The sequence below is a fragment of the Arthrobacter sp. Z4-13 genome (assembly GCF_054792705.1).
In genome coordinates this window covers 3,305,325-3,320,840 of record NZ_CP096459.1, presented here as the reverse complement: position 1 = coordinate 3,320,840, position 15,516 = coordinate 3,305,325, and the positions used below count along the sequence as shown (strand labels likewise).

At 66.1% G+C, this 15,516-nt stretch carries 13 protein-coding genes; 9 read left to right on the top strand and 4 right to left on the bottom strand.

Going from position 1 to position 15,516, the window contains the following annotated elements; all coding sequences use genetic code 11:
• Window positions 1–40 precede the first annotated feature (40 nt).
• Window positions 41–796, top strand: a complete 756-nt coding sequence (locus M1E07_RS17055) for an IclR family transcriptional regulator (protein ID WP_461187808.1) — start codon at window positions 41–43, stop codon at window positions 794–796.
• Between the two features lie 85 nt (window positions 797–881).
• Here the strand turns inward: M1E07_RS17055 and M1E07_RS17050 are convergent, their stop codons facing one another.
• Both M1E07_RS17050 and pucL read right to left on the bottom strand, forming a co-directional pair.
• Complete coding sequence (locus tag M1E07_RS17050) at window positions 882–2,387, bottom strand: nucleobase:cation symporter-2 family protein (RefSeq protein WP_461187807.1); 1,506 nt, start codon at window positions 2,385–2,387, stop codon at window positions 882–884.
• 178 nt (window positions 2,388–2,565) lie between these two features.
• Window positions 2,566–3,474 carry a factor-independent urate hydroxylase gene (pucL, locus tag M1E07_RS17045; protein WP_461187806.1) on the bottom strand — a complete coding sequence of 303 codons (909 nt, stop codon included), beginning with the start codon at window positions 3,472–3,474 and terminating at the stop codon, window positions 2,566–2,568.
• 349 nt (window positions 3,475–3,823) lie between these two features.
• Between pucL and M1E07_RS17040 the strand changes: the two genes are divergently transcribed.
• Entirely contained in the window at window positions 3,824–4,012 is a 189-nt protein-coding gene (locus M1E07_RS17040) for a hypothetical protein (RefSeq protein WP_461187805.1), read from the top strand.
• 104 nt (window positions 4,013–4,116) lie between these two features.
• Here M1E07_RS17040 and M1E07_RS17035 read toward each other — a convergent pair whose 3' ends face one another.
• Complete coding sequence (locus tag M1E07_RS17035) at window positions 4,117–5,484, bottom strand: 8-oxoguanine deaminase (RefSeq protein ID WP_461187804.1); 1,368 nt, start codon at window positions 5,482–5,484, stop codon at window positions 4,117–4,119.
• Between the two features lie 404 nt (window positions 5,485–5,888).
• Here M1E07_RS17035 and M1E07_RS17030 point away from each other — a divergent pair, with 404 nt between their 5' ends.
• The 7 genes from M1E07_RS17030 (at window position 5,889) to M1E07_RS17000 (ending at window position 14,842) form a co-directional block, all read left to right on the top strand.
• A complete protein-coding gene (locus M1E07_RS17030; protein WP_461187803.1) occupies window positions 5,889–6,383 on the top strand; it encodes a nucleoside deaminase in 495 nt (164 codons plus the stop codon).
• A gap of 14 nt (window positions 6,384–6,397) precedes the next feature.
• Entirely contained in the window at window positions 6,398–7,918 is a 1,521-nt protein-coding gene (locus tag M1E07_RS17025) for an NCS2 family permease (RefSeq protein ID WP_461187802.1), read from the top strand.
• 176 nt (window positions 7,919–8,094) lie between these two features.
• Window positions 8,095–9,303, top strand: coding sequence for an XdhC family protein (locus M1E07_RS17020; RefSeq protein ID WP_461187801.1), 1,209 nt, complete (start codon window positions 8,095–8,097; stop codon window positions 9,301–9,303).
• The gene (locus M1E07_RS17015; RefSeq protein ID WP_461187800.1) at window positions 9,294–10,214 is read left to right on the top strand and encodes an FAD binding domain-containing protein; all 921 of its coding nucleotides are present in this window, start codon (window positions 9,294–9,296) and stop codon (window positions 10,212–10,214) included. The genes M1E07_RS17020 and M1E07_RS17015 overlap by 10 nt, the downstream gene beginning before the upstream one ends.
• 2 nt (window positions 10,215–10,216) lie before the next feature.
• Window positions 10,217–13,048 (top strand): molybdopterin-dependent oxidoreductase, encoded by a 2,832-nt coding sequence (locus M1E07_RS17010; protein WP_461187799.1) that lies wholly within the window; start codon window positions 10,217–10,219, stop codon window positions 13,046–13,048.
• An 87-nt stretch (window positions 13,049–13,135) separates the two neighbouring features.
• The gene (locus M1E07_RS17005) at window positions 13,136–14,116 is read left to right on the top strand and encodes an aldo/keto reductase (RefSeq protein ID WP_461187798.1); all 981 of its coding nucleotides are present in this window, start codon (window positions 13,136–13,138) and stop codon (window positions 14,114–14,116) included.
• A gap of 78 nt (window positions 14,117–14,194) precedes the next feature.
• Window positions 14,195–14,842 (top strand): uracil-DNA glycosylase, encoded by a 648-nt coding sequence (locus M1E07_RS17000; RefSeq protein WP_461187797.1) that lies wholly within the window; start codon window positions 14,195–14,197, stop codon window positions 14,840–14,842.
• Window positions 14,843–14,845: 3 nt separating this feature from the next.
• On the opposite strand, the gene nboR is transcribed toward M1E07_RS17000, so the two are convergent.
• Window positions 14,846–15,475, bottom strand: a complete 630-nt coding sequence (gene nboR / locus M1E07_RS16995; protein WP_461187796.1) for a nicotine blue oxidoreductase — start codon at window positions 15,473–15,475, stop codon at window positions 14,846–14,848.
• Between the last annotated feature and the right edge of the window lie 41 nt (window positions 15,476–15,516).

The window sequence follows — 15,516 nt, the reverse complement described above, 5'->3', positions numbered from 1 at the left end:
ATAAGACTTGTCGGAATCCGAGCCCACAGGAGACTGGTACATGGCTGAAAAAGCCGCAGGTGGCGTCCAATCCGTTGAGCGCGTCTTCGAACTGCTGGAACTGATCACTGACGCCGGCGGGGACGTTACCCTTAGCGAGTTGTCCTCCTCCACCGACCTGCCGCTGCCCACGATCCACCGCTTGCTGCGCACCCTGGTGTCGCTGGGCTACATCCGCCAGCTCCCCAACCGGCGGTACGCCCTGGGCCCGCGGCTCATCCGGCTGGGCGAGGGAGCCAACAAGCAGCTCGGCGCAGTAGCCCGTCCGCAGCTGAAAACGCTGGTGGACAGGCTCGGCGAGACTTCCAACATGGCCGTGCTCGACTCGGACATGGTGATCTACGTGGCGCAGGTGCCGTCGCTGCACTCGATGCGCATGTTCACCGAGGTGGGACGGCGCGCCCATACCCACGCGACCGGCGTCGGCAAGGCAATCCTGGCCCAGCTCGATGACGATACTGTGCGTGGCATTGTCACCCGGTCCGGGATGCCCACGCCCACGCCGAAGAGCATCGGCGATGTCGAGGACCTCCTGGCCGATCTCAAGCTCATCCGGGAACGCGGCTACTCCATTGACGAGGAGGAGCAGGAGCTCGGTGTCCGTTGCTTCGCCATGGCTGTGCCTAACGCCCCCACCCCCGCCGCGATTTCGGTTTCCGGCCCCGTGTCGCGGGTGGACGGGAACTTCGCCGACAAGGCCGTGCCAATCCTCCGCGAAGCCGCCGAGGCCATTTCTTTGGAGCTGAACCGAACCTGAGTCCGCCGTTCTTAACGCGCGAGATGACAGTTCACAGCAGTGTCCGTGTGGGACATTGCCGCGAACTGTCATCTCGCGTTTGTTGTTAGTGGTCTGACGCCTTCTCGGCTGACTGGACAGGGACTTCCTTGCCGTCACAGTCGATGAGCTTGCCGCCTTCGAAGCGGTCGCCGTCGGCGAGGCACTTCAGGTCCTCTTCCCGGACAACGCGTTCGGTACCGGCCACAAACACGGACTGGTTCTCCGAGTTGCCGGCCTTGAGGTGGTTGAACAGCAGGTTCAGCAGGATGGCCATCACGGCGGCGGAGCTGATGCCGGAGTGGAAGATGGTGCCGAACCAGGACGGGAACTGGTCATAGAAGGTGGGAGCCGCGATGGGGATCATGCCGAACCCGATGGATGCCGCAACAATGATCAGGTTCATGTTGTTCTTGTACTCCACCTTGGAAAGGGTGCGGATGCCGCTCGCGGCCACCGTTCCAAAGAGTACGACGCCGGCCCCGCCGAGCACAGGCGTGGGCACCGCTGCGACCACGCGGCCCAGGACCGGCAGCAGGCCGAGGATCACCAGGATCAGGCCCCCGGCGCTGACCACGAAGCGGCTCTTGACGCCGGTGATGGCCACCAAACCCACGTTCTGGGCAAACGCGCTCTGGGTGAACGAGCCGAAGACCGGCGAGATGGCGCTGGAGATCATATCCGCCCTGAGGCCGTCACCAATGCGTTTTGAATCGACCTTGGTGCCCACGATCTCACCCACGGCGATGATGTCCGCGGACGTCTCGGTCAGGGTCACCAGGATGACGATGAGCATGGAGATGATGGCGGCGATCTCGAATACCGGCGGGCCGAAGGCGAACGGCGTGGGGAAGGCGACGATCTCGCCCTGGGCAACCTTGGAGAAGTCGGCCATGCCGAAGGCAAAGGCGATCAGGGTGCCGAGGACCATCGCAAGCAGGATGGACAGGCGGGAGATTGCGGCGCTGCCGACTTTGCTCAGGAGCAGGACGATGGCCATGGTGGCAGCAGCGAGGCCGATGTTGGCCATGCTGCCGTAGTTTTCCGCTTTGTTATTGCCGCCCATGGCCCAGTTGGCCGCCACCGGCATGAGGGTAAGCCCGATGGTGGTGATGACGGTTCCGGTGACCACCGGCGGAAAGAATCGGATGATTTTCGAGAACAGCGGCGTGATCAGCAGGCCGATCAGGGACGCCGCAATAACGGATCCAAAAACAGCCTGGATTCCACCGCCGCCGTGGACGATCGCCACCATGGTGGAGACGCCGGCGAAGGAGACGCCCTGCACCAGTGGAAGCTGGGAGCCGAAGAACGGCACGCCGATGGTCTGCAGGATGGTGGCGAGTCCGCCGACGAAGAGACAGGCGGCGATCAGCAGGCCGATGTCCTGTGAGGACATGCCGGCTGCGGCGCCGATGATCAGCGGCGGGGCAATGATCCCGCCGTACATGGTAAGGACGTGCTGGAAGCCGTAGGCGAAAGTGCTGGCGATGGGGAGGCGCTGGTCCTCAGGCCGGGCTGAATGCTGGCCTTTTCCGGCGACTGCGGCGGCCGGTTTCTTTCTGATGTTCATGGCAGACTTTCTTGGTTCATGGCAGACGACATTGTCTGGCTAACGGGGTCTGGCTAACGGGTGGTGCGGGAAGGAATCCGGCCGGATCCGGAGTTTTTGGACACGTAATGGGACTTCAGGGGCGATGAGGCCCTTGTATCCCTGTCCAAAAACTCCGGACCGGGGAGGTGGCTGGGGTTTAGCAGAAGCCGGCGATGCCTGACCAGGCGATGTCCGCCGGGGTGGCGTCATCACGCTGGACGGTGGCCTCGATCAGGCCGTAGGGGCGGTCGGCAGCGAAGAAGACCTCGTTGGGGTTGTCGAGGCCGAACGGCGAGAGATCTACCAGGAAGTGGTGCTTGTTGGGCATCGAGAACTTGATCTCATCGATTTCGCTGTGGGCTTCCAGGACTTTGGTGCCCATATCGAACAGGGTCTGCTGGAGGGCGTGGGAGTACTTCTCCGTGAAGCCCTCAAGCAAAAGTCCCTTGACGTCGTCGTAGCTCTTGTTGAAGTCCAGGGCGCTGAAATCGGTTCCGGTTTTGAACCGCCACCGGGCCGAGACATCAGTGGCCAGGATGCGGTCGGTGGTTTCGGGCAGGGTGGTGTACCTGTCCTTCGGGTAGCCCACGAAGCCTGACTGGGTGGACTTGAGGACGGTCAGGTCCTTGAGTCCGGAGATGAGGTGGGTGGTTGCGCCGTCCCTGACCAGGACAGCGGTCCGGACTTCCTGGCCGTTGCGCACGAAGGAGTGGTCGTGCTCCGTGCCGTGGGCCTGGATCCGGTCCCAGCTGTAGGACTCGGCTTCCCAGCGGCCGCCGGTGACCCAGTCGAAGCTGGAGGTGAAGTGCCCGCCGAGCCGAAGCAGGAACGCCTCGGGGGATCCGACGCCGTCACGGGCGAAGGCATAAATGGTGTTTTTCTGGGTGTCGGTGGCCACCACGTGGGCGTTGTCGCCCTCGAGGTGGGCCGCGGAGAAGTCTCCCCGCAGCTGCGAGGTGACGTTCAGGTCTTCGATTTCGTGGCGGTCGGTGTCGCGGGTGATCTTGACGACCCGGACCTCGGCCTTTCCGTACTGGTTTTCGCCGAGGATGATCTTGCTGCTCATGGTCTGTTCCCAACTTCCGGTATGTGGAACATAGGTTCCATCATTGTGATTAAGCGCGTGTTTCAAGCGCGTTTCCGGTGGTGCCGACCCAACAAAAAAGAGCCGGCATCCATTGATGCCAGCTCATTACGACCCTGCCTGCTGCTCCCAGGTTACGTGACTTACACCACGAATTGACATTCAGCGTACCCTGCGAATCCGGTGGTGTACATCACAAAACGAAAATTCAGTTTGTGACCGGGTGGCGCCGGGACCATTGACGGAGACTCGGGCGGCACCCTAAGCTATTTCATATACCAAAAAGTAATTTCCACCTTGCGGAATTACCCCAGCCTTGAAGGAGGATCAGATGTACCAGCAGGACAGCACGCAGGCCGCACCGGCGCAAACGGCGGCACCCTCGGTCCAGGAGTTCTACCTTCCCCTTGGCGGCGGGACGGACCCCGACTTCTACTTGCCGGCTGACCGGGACCATATTCCGGGACGCTTCTCACGCTGGATCCATGGCCTGCCCGGCTTTGGCGGCCAGCGGTCCTGACAGCGCTGGCGGTGTAGCGGCCCACCGCCATTTCGACGGTTCCCTGCCCGCTCGATGATTCGAATCGTCGTCCGGGCAGGGAACCGTCGAAACGGAAAGCGGCCCTACCCGTTCACCAGCCGCCGCGCCGCCGCAGAGTGATCCGCAATGAGTCCGGCGATATCCAGTCCGGGTATCTGCCCATCCACCACGCGCCACTGGCCGCCCACCATCACCCGGTCCGCCCGGTCCGCGGCGCACAGCAGGAGCGCAGCGATGGGGTCGTGGCTGCCGGAGAAGCGCAGGTCATCCAGCCGGAAGAGTGCCAGGTCCGCCTGCATCCCGGGGGCGAGTTGGCCCAGACCGGGGCGGCCCAGCACGGCGGCCGAACCGCGGGTGGCCCAGCCCAGCGCCCGCTCCACCGGAACGTCCGCGCCGTACCGCAGCCGCTGGAGGTACAGCGCCTGGCGCGCTTCCAGGATCATGTTTGAAGCATCGTTCGACGCCGAGCCGTCCACTCCCAGCCCCACGGGGACTCCAGCGTCCTCCAGGTCCAGAACGCGCGCAGTGCCGGACGCCAGCCGCATGTTGGAGGTGGGGCAATGCGCGACGGCGGTGCCCGCGGCTCCCAGCCTGGCGATCTCGGCGTCGCTGAAATGGATGCCGTGGCCCAGCCAGGTGCGGTCCGTCAGCCAGCCCACGCTGTCCAGGTAGTCGACGGTCCGCAGCCCAAACATCTCCCGGCAGAAGTCCTCCTCATCCAAAGTTTCGGCCAGATGGGTGTGCAGCCGGACGTCCAGCTGCTCCGCGAGGGCTGCGCTTTCGGCCATGATCTCCTTGGTGACGGAGAAGGGTGAGCACGGCGCCAGGGCAATCTGTATGACCGCGTCGTCACCGCGCTCGTGGTACTGGCCCACCAGGCGTTCGCTGTCGGCCAGTACCACCTCCGGATCCTGCACGGTGGACTGTGGCGGCAGGCCGCCGTCGTCCGTTCCCAGCGTCATGGACCCGCGCGTGAGGGTGGCCCGCATCCCCAGCCGGCGAACGGCCTCGACCTGGATGTCGATCGCATTCTCAAGGCCGCCCGGGAAGAGGTAATGATGGTCGGCGGCCGTAGTGCAGCCGGAGAGCAGGAGCTCCGCAAGCGCCACGGTGGTGGCCAGTTCCAGGTCCCGGGGCGTGAGCCGGGCCCACACCGGATACAGGTTCTGCAGCCACGGGAACAAGGGGGCATTCGCCACCGGACCCCAGGCGCGGGTGAGGGTCTGGTAGAAGTGGTGATGCGTGTTGATCAGGCCCGGCAGCAGCACGTGGCTGCCGGCGTCGAAGACCTCGTTGCAGGTTTCGGAAGGCTCCTGCCCGGCGGCGAGTACTTCCACAATGACTCCGCCGCTGACCACGAGCCCGCCCGAGGCGTCCAGGTGATTGGCCGTCAAAGCCCCCTGCGGATTCTTGATCCACAGGCGGGAAGCGGATGCGATGGATGGCGTCATGGCGGTCCTTGTCTGAGTGCAGTGGTGTTCATGCCAGCTCAGTGGGCCCTGTCTGCTGATCCAGGTGGCCGGCCGGCGAGCAGAAGTGCTCAACGGCAGCGCGGCTGGGACCTAGGCTAGGGCGCGGCCCGGTCCGGCGTCAACGGACTGCAATTGTGACTGCAGCTGTGAGCACCGCGAAACGTAGATTTCACATTGCGAAATTAAGTTTCCAGAAAACTATGGCGCGGCCCACAATCGAGTGCTAATCTCGATCTTGCCAAAGGCGGGCACCCGGACTTCGGGAAGCTATCTACCAGGCGCAACTTAACCTTCACAGCACATGCTGAAGCCTGGTAACCGTTCGCACTGGTTCTACTGGTCCTGCAACGGACTTCAGGCTTCCCGGCAAAGGGAGTCGCATCATGAGTACCACCGTCACGGCCGAAGAATTCCTGGCCAGATCCATCAGGTTGGCCACGGCCAACGTCCTGAACAGCGGGGGACCCTTCGGAGCAATGATCGTCACGGCTGACGGCCGGACCTTCGACGGCGTCAACCGGGTCACCGCGGACAATGATCCCACCGCGCACGCCGAAGTGACCGCCATCCGCACGGCCTGCCGCGAACTCGGCACCTTCGACCTCACCGGGGCCGTCCTCTACACCAGCTGCGAGCCGTGCCCCATGTGCCTGGCGTCCGCACTCTGGGCCCGGGTGGAACGGGTGGTCTTCGCCGCAGACCGGCACGATGCCGCGTCCGTGGGCTTTGACGACGCCGTCTTCTACGAATACTTCGAAAACCAGGACAGGAACTCCCTGATGCCGGTGTCGAAGCTGGAGTTGGACAACCCGCAGGGCCCTGCCCCGCTGGAACCGTTCAACACCTGGAACACACTCGACACCAGGATCGACTACTAGGCCCGGCGGCTGACATGACCATCCTGGACAATTCCCACGAGGAGCATTCGGCTCCAACCACCCGCACCCCCAAGCCGGCGTCAGGCACTCCGCAGCCTCCGGCGTCGAACTCCTTCCTTGACCGGTTCTTCCAAATCACCCAGCGCGGCTCCACCCTTGCCCGGGAATTCCGCGGCGGCCTGGTCACCTTCTTCACCATGGCCTACATCGTCATCCTCAACCCCCTGATCCTTGGCGGATTCAGCGCAGGCAACGCCCCCACCGACGTCGCCGGGGGCTGGCTCTCCGCCGCGCAGGTGGGTGCCGTCACCGGGCTCACCGCCGGCGTGATGACCATCCTCTTCGGGCTTATCGCCAACCTGCCGTTCGGCCTCGCCGCCGGACTCGGCATCAACTCCTTCCTGGCCGTCTCCGTCATCCAGGAGGTCACTTGGGCGGAGGCCATGGGCCTGGTGGTGATCAACGGCATCCTGATCGTGCTGTTCGGTATCACCGGTGCCCGCACCGCCATCTTCCGGGCCGTCCCCAAAGAGTTGAAGGCCGCCATCACCGTGGGCATCGGCCTGTTCATCGCCTTCATCGGTTTCGTGGATTCGGGTTTCGTTAAGGCGACGGCGGGGGGCCCGCCTGTCCAGCTGGGCAACGGCGGCTCCATCACCTCAATTCCCACGCTGGTGTTCGTCGTCGGCCTGCTGGCCATGGGCATCCTCGTGGCCCGCAAAGTCCAGGGCGGCCTGCTGATCGGCATCGTGGCCACCACCTTCCTGGCCGCCGTCGTCGAAGCAGTGCTGAAGATCGGCCCGGCCAGCGACACCAACCCCGGCGGCTGGCACTTGAACACCCCGGTACTCTCCGGCCAGCTGGTGTCCGCCCCGGACCTGGGCCTGGTGGGACAGTTCGACCTGTTCGGAGCCTTCAGCCGGATCGGCGGGCTTGCCGCCACCATGCTGGTGTTCACCCTCGTGTTCACCAACTTCTTCGACGCCATGGGCACCATGACCGGCCTGGCCAAGAGCGCCGGCGTGGCCCACAAGGACGGAACCTTCCCGCGGCTGAAGTCCGCCTTCATCGTCGAAGGCATCGGTGCCGTGGCAGGAGGCGCAACCTCGGGCTCCTCCAATACCGTGTACATCGACTCCGCCGCCGGCATCGGCGAGGGAGCACGGACCGGCCTGGCGTCGGTGGTGACCGGGGTGCTGTTCCTCGGCTCGATGTTCCTGACGCCGCTCACCAGCGTGGTTCCGCTTGAGGTGGCAGCCGCTGCCCTGGTGGTGGTGGGCGCGATGATGATGGCACAGATCCGGGAGATCAAGTTCAGCAAGTTCACCGTTGCACTGCCCGCATTCCTCACCATCGTCACCATGCCGCTGAGCTACTCCATCGCCAACGGCATCGGCGTGGGCTTCATCAGCTGGGCCATCATCGGCGCGGCCTCCGGGAAAGCGAAGAAAATCCACCCGCTGATGTGGGTGGTCAGCGCCGGGTTCCTGGTTTACTTCGCCCGCGGCCCCATCAACCTGCTGCTGGGCGCCTGACCGCACCTTTCTTTCGGACCTTTTGCTTCGCCGTCCGGGCATCCGCACCCATAACCCGGGGGTGGATGCCCGGACCGGCAGCGATTTCCCCCTGGGCAGGCCAAAAGCTTGGCCCGGCTCCCCGATAGGAACGACAATATGGACACCACCGCAGCGCGGGAAGAAGGAGTGCCGCCATGCTTGACCTGATACCTTCACTAACCGGCTGGGCTCCGGCCTTGGCCGGACAGCGTTTCGCGGTGGCCACCATCGTGCGGGCCGGCGGCTCCGTCCCGCGGCCCGTCGGCAGCACCATGCTTGTGTCCGAAGCCGGCGCCGTCCTGGGCAGCCTCTCCGGCGGCTGCGTGGAGGGCGCCGTTGTGTCGGCAGCGCTGGAAACCATGGACGACGGCGTCACCCGCCTCGAGACGTTCGGCTTCAGCGCGGAAGATGCGTTCGCCGTCGGGCTCACCTGCGGAGGCGAGCTGGACGTGCACATCGAACCGGCCAACGTGAAGGACGGTTGCCGGCTGGCGGCAGCATTGCTGCAGTTGGCGACCTGCAGGCCAGACGAACCGGTAGCGCTGGTCCGAAGGCTCGACGCCGGCGGCAGCGGCGCCGTCGTTATCTCCCAGCCGGCCGCTGCAGACGTGTCCCACCATCCGGAGCTGCGCGCGCTGCTGGACCTTCCTGGAGATCCCCCTGTTGGCCATGCCCGCATCGTGCAGCTCGAGTCCTTCCTGCGCAGCGGCGCCACCGGTGTGCTGCACCTGGCCGGGCCGGGCCTGTGCACCGGCGCAGCCACCCTCCTGGTCGAGTCCCGGCTCGCGCCGCCGCGCATGCTGGTGTTCGGCGCCAACGACTTCAGTGCCGCGCTGCTCCCGGCCGCCAAACCGCTTGGCTACCACGTCACCCTGGTGGATGCCCGGCCGGCCTTTGCCTCGCAGGCACGGTTCGGCATTGCGGATGAGGTGGTAACCGCCTGGCCCCACCATTACCTCGCAGCAGAAGCGGCGGCGGGACGCGTGGACGCCCGGACGGTGATCTGCGTCCTCACGCACGACCCGAAGTTCGATGTTCCCCTGCTGGAAACTGCGCTGGGTTTGGACGTTGCCTTCATCGGAGCCCTGGGGTCCCGGCGGAGCCACGTCCAGCGCGTGAACGCACTTTTGGACAGCGGCGTGCGCCCCGAACGGATCGCCCAGCTCCACTCGCCGCTGGGCCTGGACCTCGGCGCCGTCACTCCGGCCGAAGTGGCGGTTTCCGTCCTGGCCGAAATCATTGCCGCCCGAAATCCGGCCGCGTCCCATCAGCCGTTGCGTGAAACCTCCGGCCCCATCCACCAGCAGCGCGCCGCCAAACCGGCGCCCACCCACTCATTGCAGCAGGAGATCGCATGGACATGAACACCATCGAGGCGGTGGTCCCCACCACCGACCCCGCGGAATGGCGCGACGGCGACGCCTGGCTGGCCGGCGGCACCGTCCTGTTCTCCTACGGCAGCTTCGCGTTTGGCCCCGAGCCGCTGAAACGGCTGCTGGACCTCGGCAACGCGGGCTGGACGCCCGTCATCGTCAGCGATGACGGGATCGAGCTGGCTGCCACCTGTACTGTGGCTGACCTCTATGGCCTTCCCGGCTCTGCGGCGGCAGCAGGCCGCAGCTGGCCGGCCCTGGACCTGGTCCGGCCGTGCTGCGACTCCTTTGTTGCCTCCTTCAAGGTGTGGAACATGTCCACCGTGGGCGGCAACCTGTGCACCTCACTGCCCGCCGGGCCCGTAATTTCGCTGTGTGCCGGCCTGGACGGCAGCGCCACCATCCTGGGCCCCGGCGGCACAAGCCGCACCGTCCCGGTGACGGAATTCGTCACGGGGGACGCAAAGAACTGCCTGGCACCGGGCGAGCTGCTGCGCAGCGTCCACCTCCCGGCGTCGGCCCTTGCCTCCCGGGTGGCGTTCCGCCGCCTGTCGCTGAGCAACCTGGGCAGGTCCGGAGCGCTGCTGATCGGAAGGCTCGACGGCGGAACCCGGCTGGTGCTCACTGTCACCGCCGCCACCAAACGGCCCGTGCAGCTGCACTTCGACGGGCTTCCCGACGCCGACGTGCTGACCGCCGCAATTTCCGCAGCGATTCCCAACGACCTCTACCACGATGACATCCACGGCCTGCCGGTCTGGCGCCGGGACATGACATACCGCCTGGCCGAGGAAATCCGCGCCGAACTCGCTGCCCCGGAAGGGGCGCCCGGCCTCCGGGTTTCCGGCGACTTCTGGCCGCCGAAAGACCGTGGACTTTACGCACAGCAGGAAGGGGCCTGAGCATGGCCATCGAGATCAATGGAACCCCCGCGGACGCGTCACCCCGCCCCGGGCAGTGCCTGCGCACCTTCCTGCGGGAGCAGGGCAACCTGGGCGTCAAGAAGGGCTGCGACGGCGGCGACTGCGGGGCATGCACGGTGCATGTGGACGGAACTCCCGTGCACAGCTGCATCTATCCTGCTGTCCGCGCCGAGGGACACGCGGTGACCACCATCGAAGGACTGGCTTCAACTGCCGGCGGCGGGGCGGACCTGCACCCCGTGCAGCAGCGGTTCATGGAGCGGCAGGGCTTCCAGTGCGGGTTCTGCACGGCGGGCATGGTCATGACGGCGGCGACCTTCGACGACGAGCAGAAGGAGAACCTGCCCCGCAACCTCAAGGGCAACCTCTGCCGCTGCACCGGATACCGTGCCATCTCTGACGCCGTCTGCGGGCATGCCGGGCACCCGGACCCGAAGGGACAGGGATCCGGGATCGCCGGGAAAGGTCAGCCGGATCCAGAGCCGGGGCAGCTGGGCGACGACGTCCCGGCACCCGCCAGCCGGGCGGTGGTTACCGGCGCAGTCCGCTACACGCTGGACGGCCCTGCAGACCAGCTCCAGGGCCTGCTCCACCTTAAGCTCCTGCGCTCGCCGCATGCCCATGCACGCGTGCTGTCCATCAACACCGATGCTGCATTGCAGGTCCCCGGCGTGGTGGCCGTTCTGACCCACCGGGATGCCCCGGAGCAGCTGTTCTCCACGGCCCAGCACGAACTGTTCACCGATGACCCGGATGATACCCGTGTGCTCGATGACGTGGTGAGGTTCCGGGGCCAGCGCGTCGCCGCGGTGGTGGCCGAAACAGTAGCCGCCGCCGAAGCAGGTGTGCGGGCTTTGGATGTGGAGTACGGGGAACTGCCCGCGGTGTTCTCGCCGCAGGACGCATTCATGCCCGGCGCGCCGCTGGTGCACGGAGAGAAGGACGGACCGGCGTCGCGCATTTCCCGGCCGGAACGCAATGTGGTGGCCGAGCTCCACTCGGAACTGGGCAACGTGGCCGAAGGGTTTGCCGCAGCTGACTTCATCCACGAACAGACCTACCGCACCCAGCGCGTCCAGCATGTCGCTCTGGAGACGCATGCTGCCATCGCTAGCGTCGACGGCGGGGGGCGCCTGCAGGTGCGCACGTCCAGCCAGGTCCCGTTCCTGGTGCGCCGGACGCTGTGCCGGGTTTTCGGGCTTCCGGAAGAGCAGGTCCACGTAGTGGCCGGCCGCGTCGGCGGCGGCTTTGGCGGCAAGCAGGAAGTGCTCACCGAGGACATCGTGGCGCTCGCTGCCCTGAAGCTGGGCCGGCCTGTCCAGCTCGAACTGACCCGGACCGAACAATTCACCGCTACTACCACCCGCCATCCGTTCACCATCAAGCTGAAGGCCGGCGCCAGCGTGGACGGCCGGCTGACTGCCCTGGAGTTCGATGTCCTGACCAACACCGGCGCGTACGGCAACCACGGTCCCGGCGTGATGTTCCACGGCTGCGGCGAATCCTTGAGCGTCTACAACTGTGAGAACAAAAAAGTGGACGCCCATGCGATGTACACCAACACCGTGCCGGCCGGGGCGTTCCGCGGCTACGGCCTCAGCCAGATGATCTTCGCGATTGAGTCCGCGATGGACGAGCTCGCCGCCGGCATCGGTATGGACCCGTTCGAATTCCGCCGCCGGAACATGGTGCGCGAGGGCGACCGGATGCTGTCCACCCAGCCGGAACCCGAGGAGGACGTCCACTACGGCAGCTACGGGCTGGACCAGTGCCTGAGCCTGGTCCGCGACGCACTGGCCCGCGGCCGGGAACGGTACCGCGCCGCCGGGCTGGACGAACTCGGCCCGGACTGGCTCACCGGGGAGGGAACCGCCCTCTCCATGATCGACACCGTGCCGCCGCGCGGGCACTTTGCCCATTCCCGCCTCCGGCTCCTGCCCGACGGCACGTACCAGGCCGACGTCGGTACTGCCGAGTTCGGCAACGGCACCACCACCGTCCACTCCCAACTGGCCGCCACGGCGCTGTCAACGAACGCCACGCGGGTTGTAGTCCGGCAGTCCGACACGGACCTGATCGAGCACGACACCGGTGCCTTCGGTTCCGCGGGCACCGTGGTGGCGGGCAAGGCGACCCTTGCTGCGGCTGAGGAACTGGCTGTCCGCATCCGCGCCTTTGCGGCAGGTACCCACCAGACCCAGGCCTCAGCCTGCGTCCTGGACGGCGACGCCGTCGTGTGCGACGGAACGCCCGTGTCGCTTGCGGAACTGGCGCAGGCGGCGGCAGAAGCCGGCGTCGAACTCGCAGCGGAAGGGCGCTGGGGCGGGACGCCGCGGTCTGTGGCGTTCAACGTGCACGGCTTCCGGGTGGCGGTGAACCGCGGCACCGGCGAGCTGAAGATCCTGCAAAGCGTGCAGGCGGCGGACGCCGGTGTGGTGGTGAATCCGCGCCAGTGCCGCGGCCAGATCGAGGGCGGAATTGCCCAGGCCATCGGCGCTGCGCTGTATGAGGAGGTGGTAATTGACGACGCCGGCCGGGTCACCACCGACATCCTGCGGCAGTACCACATCCCGACTTTCGCGGACGTGCCCCGCAGCGAGGTGTACTTCGCGGACACCAACGACAAAATGGGGCCGCTGGGCGCGAAGTCCATGAGCGAAAGCCCCTTCAACCCCGTGGCCCCAGCCTTGGCGAACGCGATTAGGAACGCGACCGGCGTGCGCTTCGCCCAGCTGCCCATGGCGCGGGACAAGATCTACTTGGGACTCAAGGAGGCGGGGCTGGTGCCGAACCTGGAGCATCTCCTGTCCTAGGACAACGCGGGGTCACATAATGTCCCATTAGGCGCGTTCAGCGGGCCTAAACTGACCCCGCGTTGCATCGTTGCATATAGTCATGGGATGGAACAGCGGATTTTAGGCAAGACCGGACGGAACGTGTCCATCGTGGGGCTGGGAACCTGGCAGCTTGGCGCGGACTGGGGCCACGTTGACCCGGCACAAGCGCAGGCCATCCTGGCGGCCTCCGTGGAGGCGGGCGTGAACTTCTTCGACACCGCCGACGTCTACGGTGACGGCAAGAGCGAACAGGCCATCGGGAAGTTCCTCGCGGACAACCCTGGACTCGACATTACGGTGGCCACCAAGATGGGCCGCCGCGTGGACCAGCTGCCGGAGAACTACACCCTCGCCAACTTCCGGCAATGGGTGGACCGCTCCCGGAAGAACCTGGGCACAGACTCCCTTGACCTGGTCCAGCTGCACTGCCCGCCCACTCCGGTGTATAGCAACGCCGAGGTCTATGACGCCCTGGACACCCTGGTGTCAGAGGGCGCCATCCGTAACTACGGCGTCAGTGTTGAACGTACCGACGAGGCGCTGGAAGCGATCAGCCACCCGGGCACCGCTTCTGTTCAGATTATCCTCAACGCCTTCCGCCTCAAGCCCCTGGACGAGGTCCTTCCCGCAGCAAAGGCGGCAAACGTAGGGATCATCGCCCGCGTGCCGCTCGCCTCGGGGCTGCTCTCCGGCAAGTACTCCAAGGAAACCACGTTCGCCGAGAACGACCACCGGAACTACAACCGCAACGGCGACTCCTTTGACGTCGGGGAAACGTTCTCGGGGGTGGACTATGACTTGGGGCTGAAGGCCGTCAAGGAGTTCGAACAGCTGGTACCGGCCGGCGCCAGCACGGCGCAGGCCGCAATCGCCTGGATTGCGGCGCAGGACGGCGTCACCAGCGTGATCCCCGGCGCACGCAACGTGGAACAGGCTACGGCGAATGCCGCCGCGGCGGGTCTCGCCATTGGTGAAGACTTCGACGCCGGTGTCCGCTGGATCTACGACCACTACTTCCGCGAGGGCATCCACCCGCGCTGGTAGCGTTCGCCGCCTGCCCGATGCCTCACTGCGCTCGCCACAGGGACCCCGGGCGCCTCTCTTACGCTTGGGAGCGCGCCGGTGACTGACGCCGTCAGCGACTTTGTGAAGCAGCTTTCCGCCGTGCCCACAGTGCCAGGGCGCAACAATTTCTTTGACCACAGCGTCCCGGTAAACGCCCAGCGCCGGCGCAATCTGGAGACCTATCTCGAGGAGATGCTGGACCGCTCGCCCACGGTGCTGCTGCTGGGCGAGGCCCCGGGCTTCCGCGGCATGAGGATCACTGGTGTTCCCTTCACAAACCGCACCATGTTCCAGGGGCCGGCCAACAGCTTTGGACTGTTCGGCCCGGGAAAGGGTTACGTGGTGCCGGAGGAGGCGGCAGGAGTGGCAGCCGAGCCCACCGCAACGGTGATGTGGGAGGTCCTGGCGGAGCTGCAGTTCCTTCCTCTCCTGTGGAGCGCGTGCCCGTGGCACACCCACATGCCCGGGAAGCCCCAGTCCAACCGCACGCCGCGGATAACCGAAGCCAGGCTTGGAACTCCCTTTTGGCAGTCGCTGGCGGACCTGTTCAGCATCGGAACAACAGTGGCCGTGGGCAACGTGGCACACCGCAGCCTGCTGTCCAGCGGCATGGAGGTGCCGAAAGTCCGGCATCCCTCCCATGGCGGGAGGTCCGGTTTTAAGCGCGGACTGGAGGAGCTGCTTGCAGCCGGCACGGCGCGCTGATTCCTACCCCAGCAGGAAGAGCTGCCCAGGGGTGTCAACGTCTTCCCCGGTGGACAGGTCGCTGCAGTCCACCTCATCCACCAGCCCGGGATGGTCCCGCAGGAAGCGCCGCGCCCCGGCGTCGCCCGTCACGGTTTCGGCCACAGCTGCCCGCAGGCCGGCGTCAATGATCAGCGGATGCCCGCGCCGGAGCCTGCCGCCCGCACTGTTGGTCGCGGCAGCGCCGGCGTCGTAAGCAGCTGCGGTGACCCGGCCCGGACGGTGTGCTGCCAGCAGCCGTCCCACCATCCGCGGTGTCAGGCCCGGCTGGTCCACGAGCGCGACCATCAAATGGTCCATGGGGTCCGCGCTGGCATTGGCCAGCAACAAGGTACTGCCCATCCCCGACTGCCATTCGTGGTTCACCACCGTCCGGTACCCGTCCAGCCGGGCAGTGGTGGCGACGTCGGGGGCGCCGGCTCCGAGCACCACCACCACCTCGCGGCAGCCGCCGTCGATCAGCGCTGCGGCGACGGACTCCACGAGCGGCCGGCCCCGGTAGGGGAGCAGGGCCTTCGGTCCCAGGCCCAGACGCGTTCCTGCCCCGGCGGCCAGGACCACACCCGTGGTCCTGATCTCGTCCGTGTCCGCCATAGCCTCACACTATCCACGCGACATGCCAGTTGGCAGCAGTG

Bases quoted from the DNA above. Each gene is read 5' to 3' on its own strand.
- M1E07_RS17055 (WP_461187808.1), top strand. From the start codon at position 41: ATGGCTGAAAAAGCCGCAGGTGGCGTCCAATCCGTTGAGCGCGTCTTC.
- M1E07_RS17050 (WP_461187807.1), bottom strand. From the start codon at position 2,387: ATGAACATCAGAAAGAAACCGGCCGCCGCAGTCGCCGGAAAAGGCCAG.
- pucL (WP_461187806.1), bottom strand. From the start codon at position 3,474: ATGAGCAGCAAGATCATCCTCGGCGAAAACCAGTACGGAAAGGCCGAG.
- M1E07_RS17040 (WP_461187805.1), top strand. From the start codon at position 3,824: ATGTACCAGCAGGACAGCACGCAGGCCGCACCGGCGCAAACGGCGGCA.
- M1E07_RS17035 (WP_461187804.1), bottom strand. From the start codon at position 5,484: ATGACGCCATCCATCGCATCCGCTTCCCGCCTGTGGATCAAGAATCCG.
- M1E07_RS17030 (WP_461187803.1), top strand. From the start codon at position 5,889: ATGAGTACCACCGTCACGGCCGAAGAATTCCTGGCCAGATCCATCAGG.
- M1E07_RS17025 (WP_461187802.1), top strand. From the start codon at position 6,398: ATGACCATCCTGGACAATTCCCACGAGGAGCATTCGGCTCCAACCACC.
- M1E07_RS17020 (WP_461187801.1), top strand. From the start codon at position 8,095: ATGCTTGACCTGATACCTTCACTAACCGGCTGGGCTCCGGCCTTGGCC.
- M1E07_RS17015 (WP_461187800.1), top strand. From the start codon at position 9,294: ATGGACATGAACACCATCGAGGCGGTGGTCCCCACCACCGACCCCGCG.
- M1E07_RS17010 (WP_461187799.1), top strand. From the start codon at position 10,217: ATGGCCATCGAGATCAATGGAACCCCCGCGGACGCGTCACCCCGCCCC.
- M1E07_RS17005 (WP_461187798.1), top strand. From the start codon at position 13,136: ATGGAACAGCGGATTTTAGGCAAGACCGGACGGAACGTGTCCATCGTG.
- nboR (WP_461187796.1), bottom strand. From the start codon at position 15,475: ATGGCGGACACGGACGAGATCAGGACCACGGGTGTGGTCCTGGCCGCC.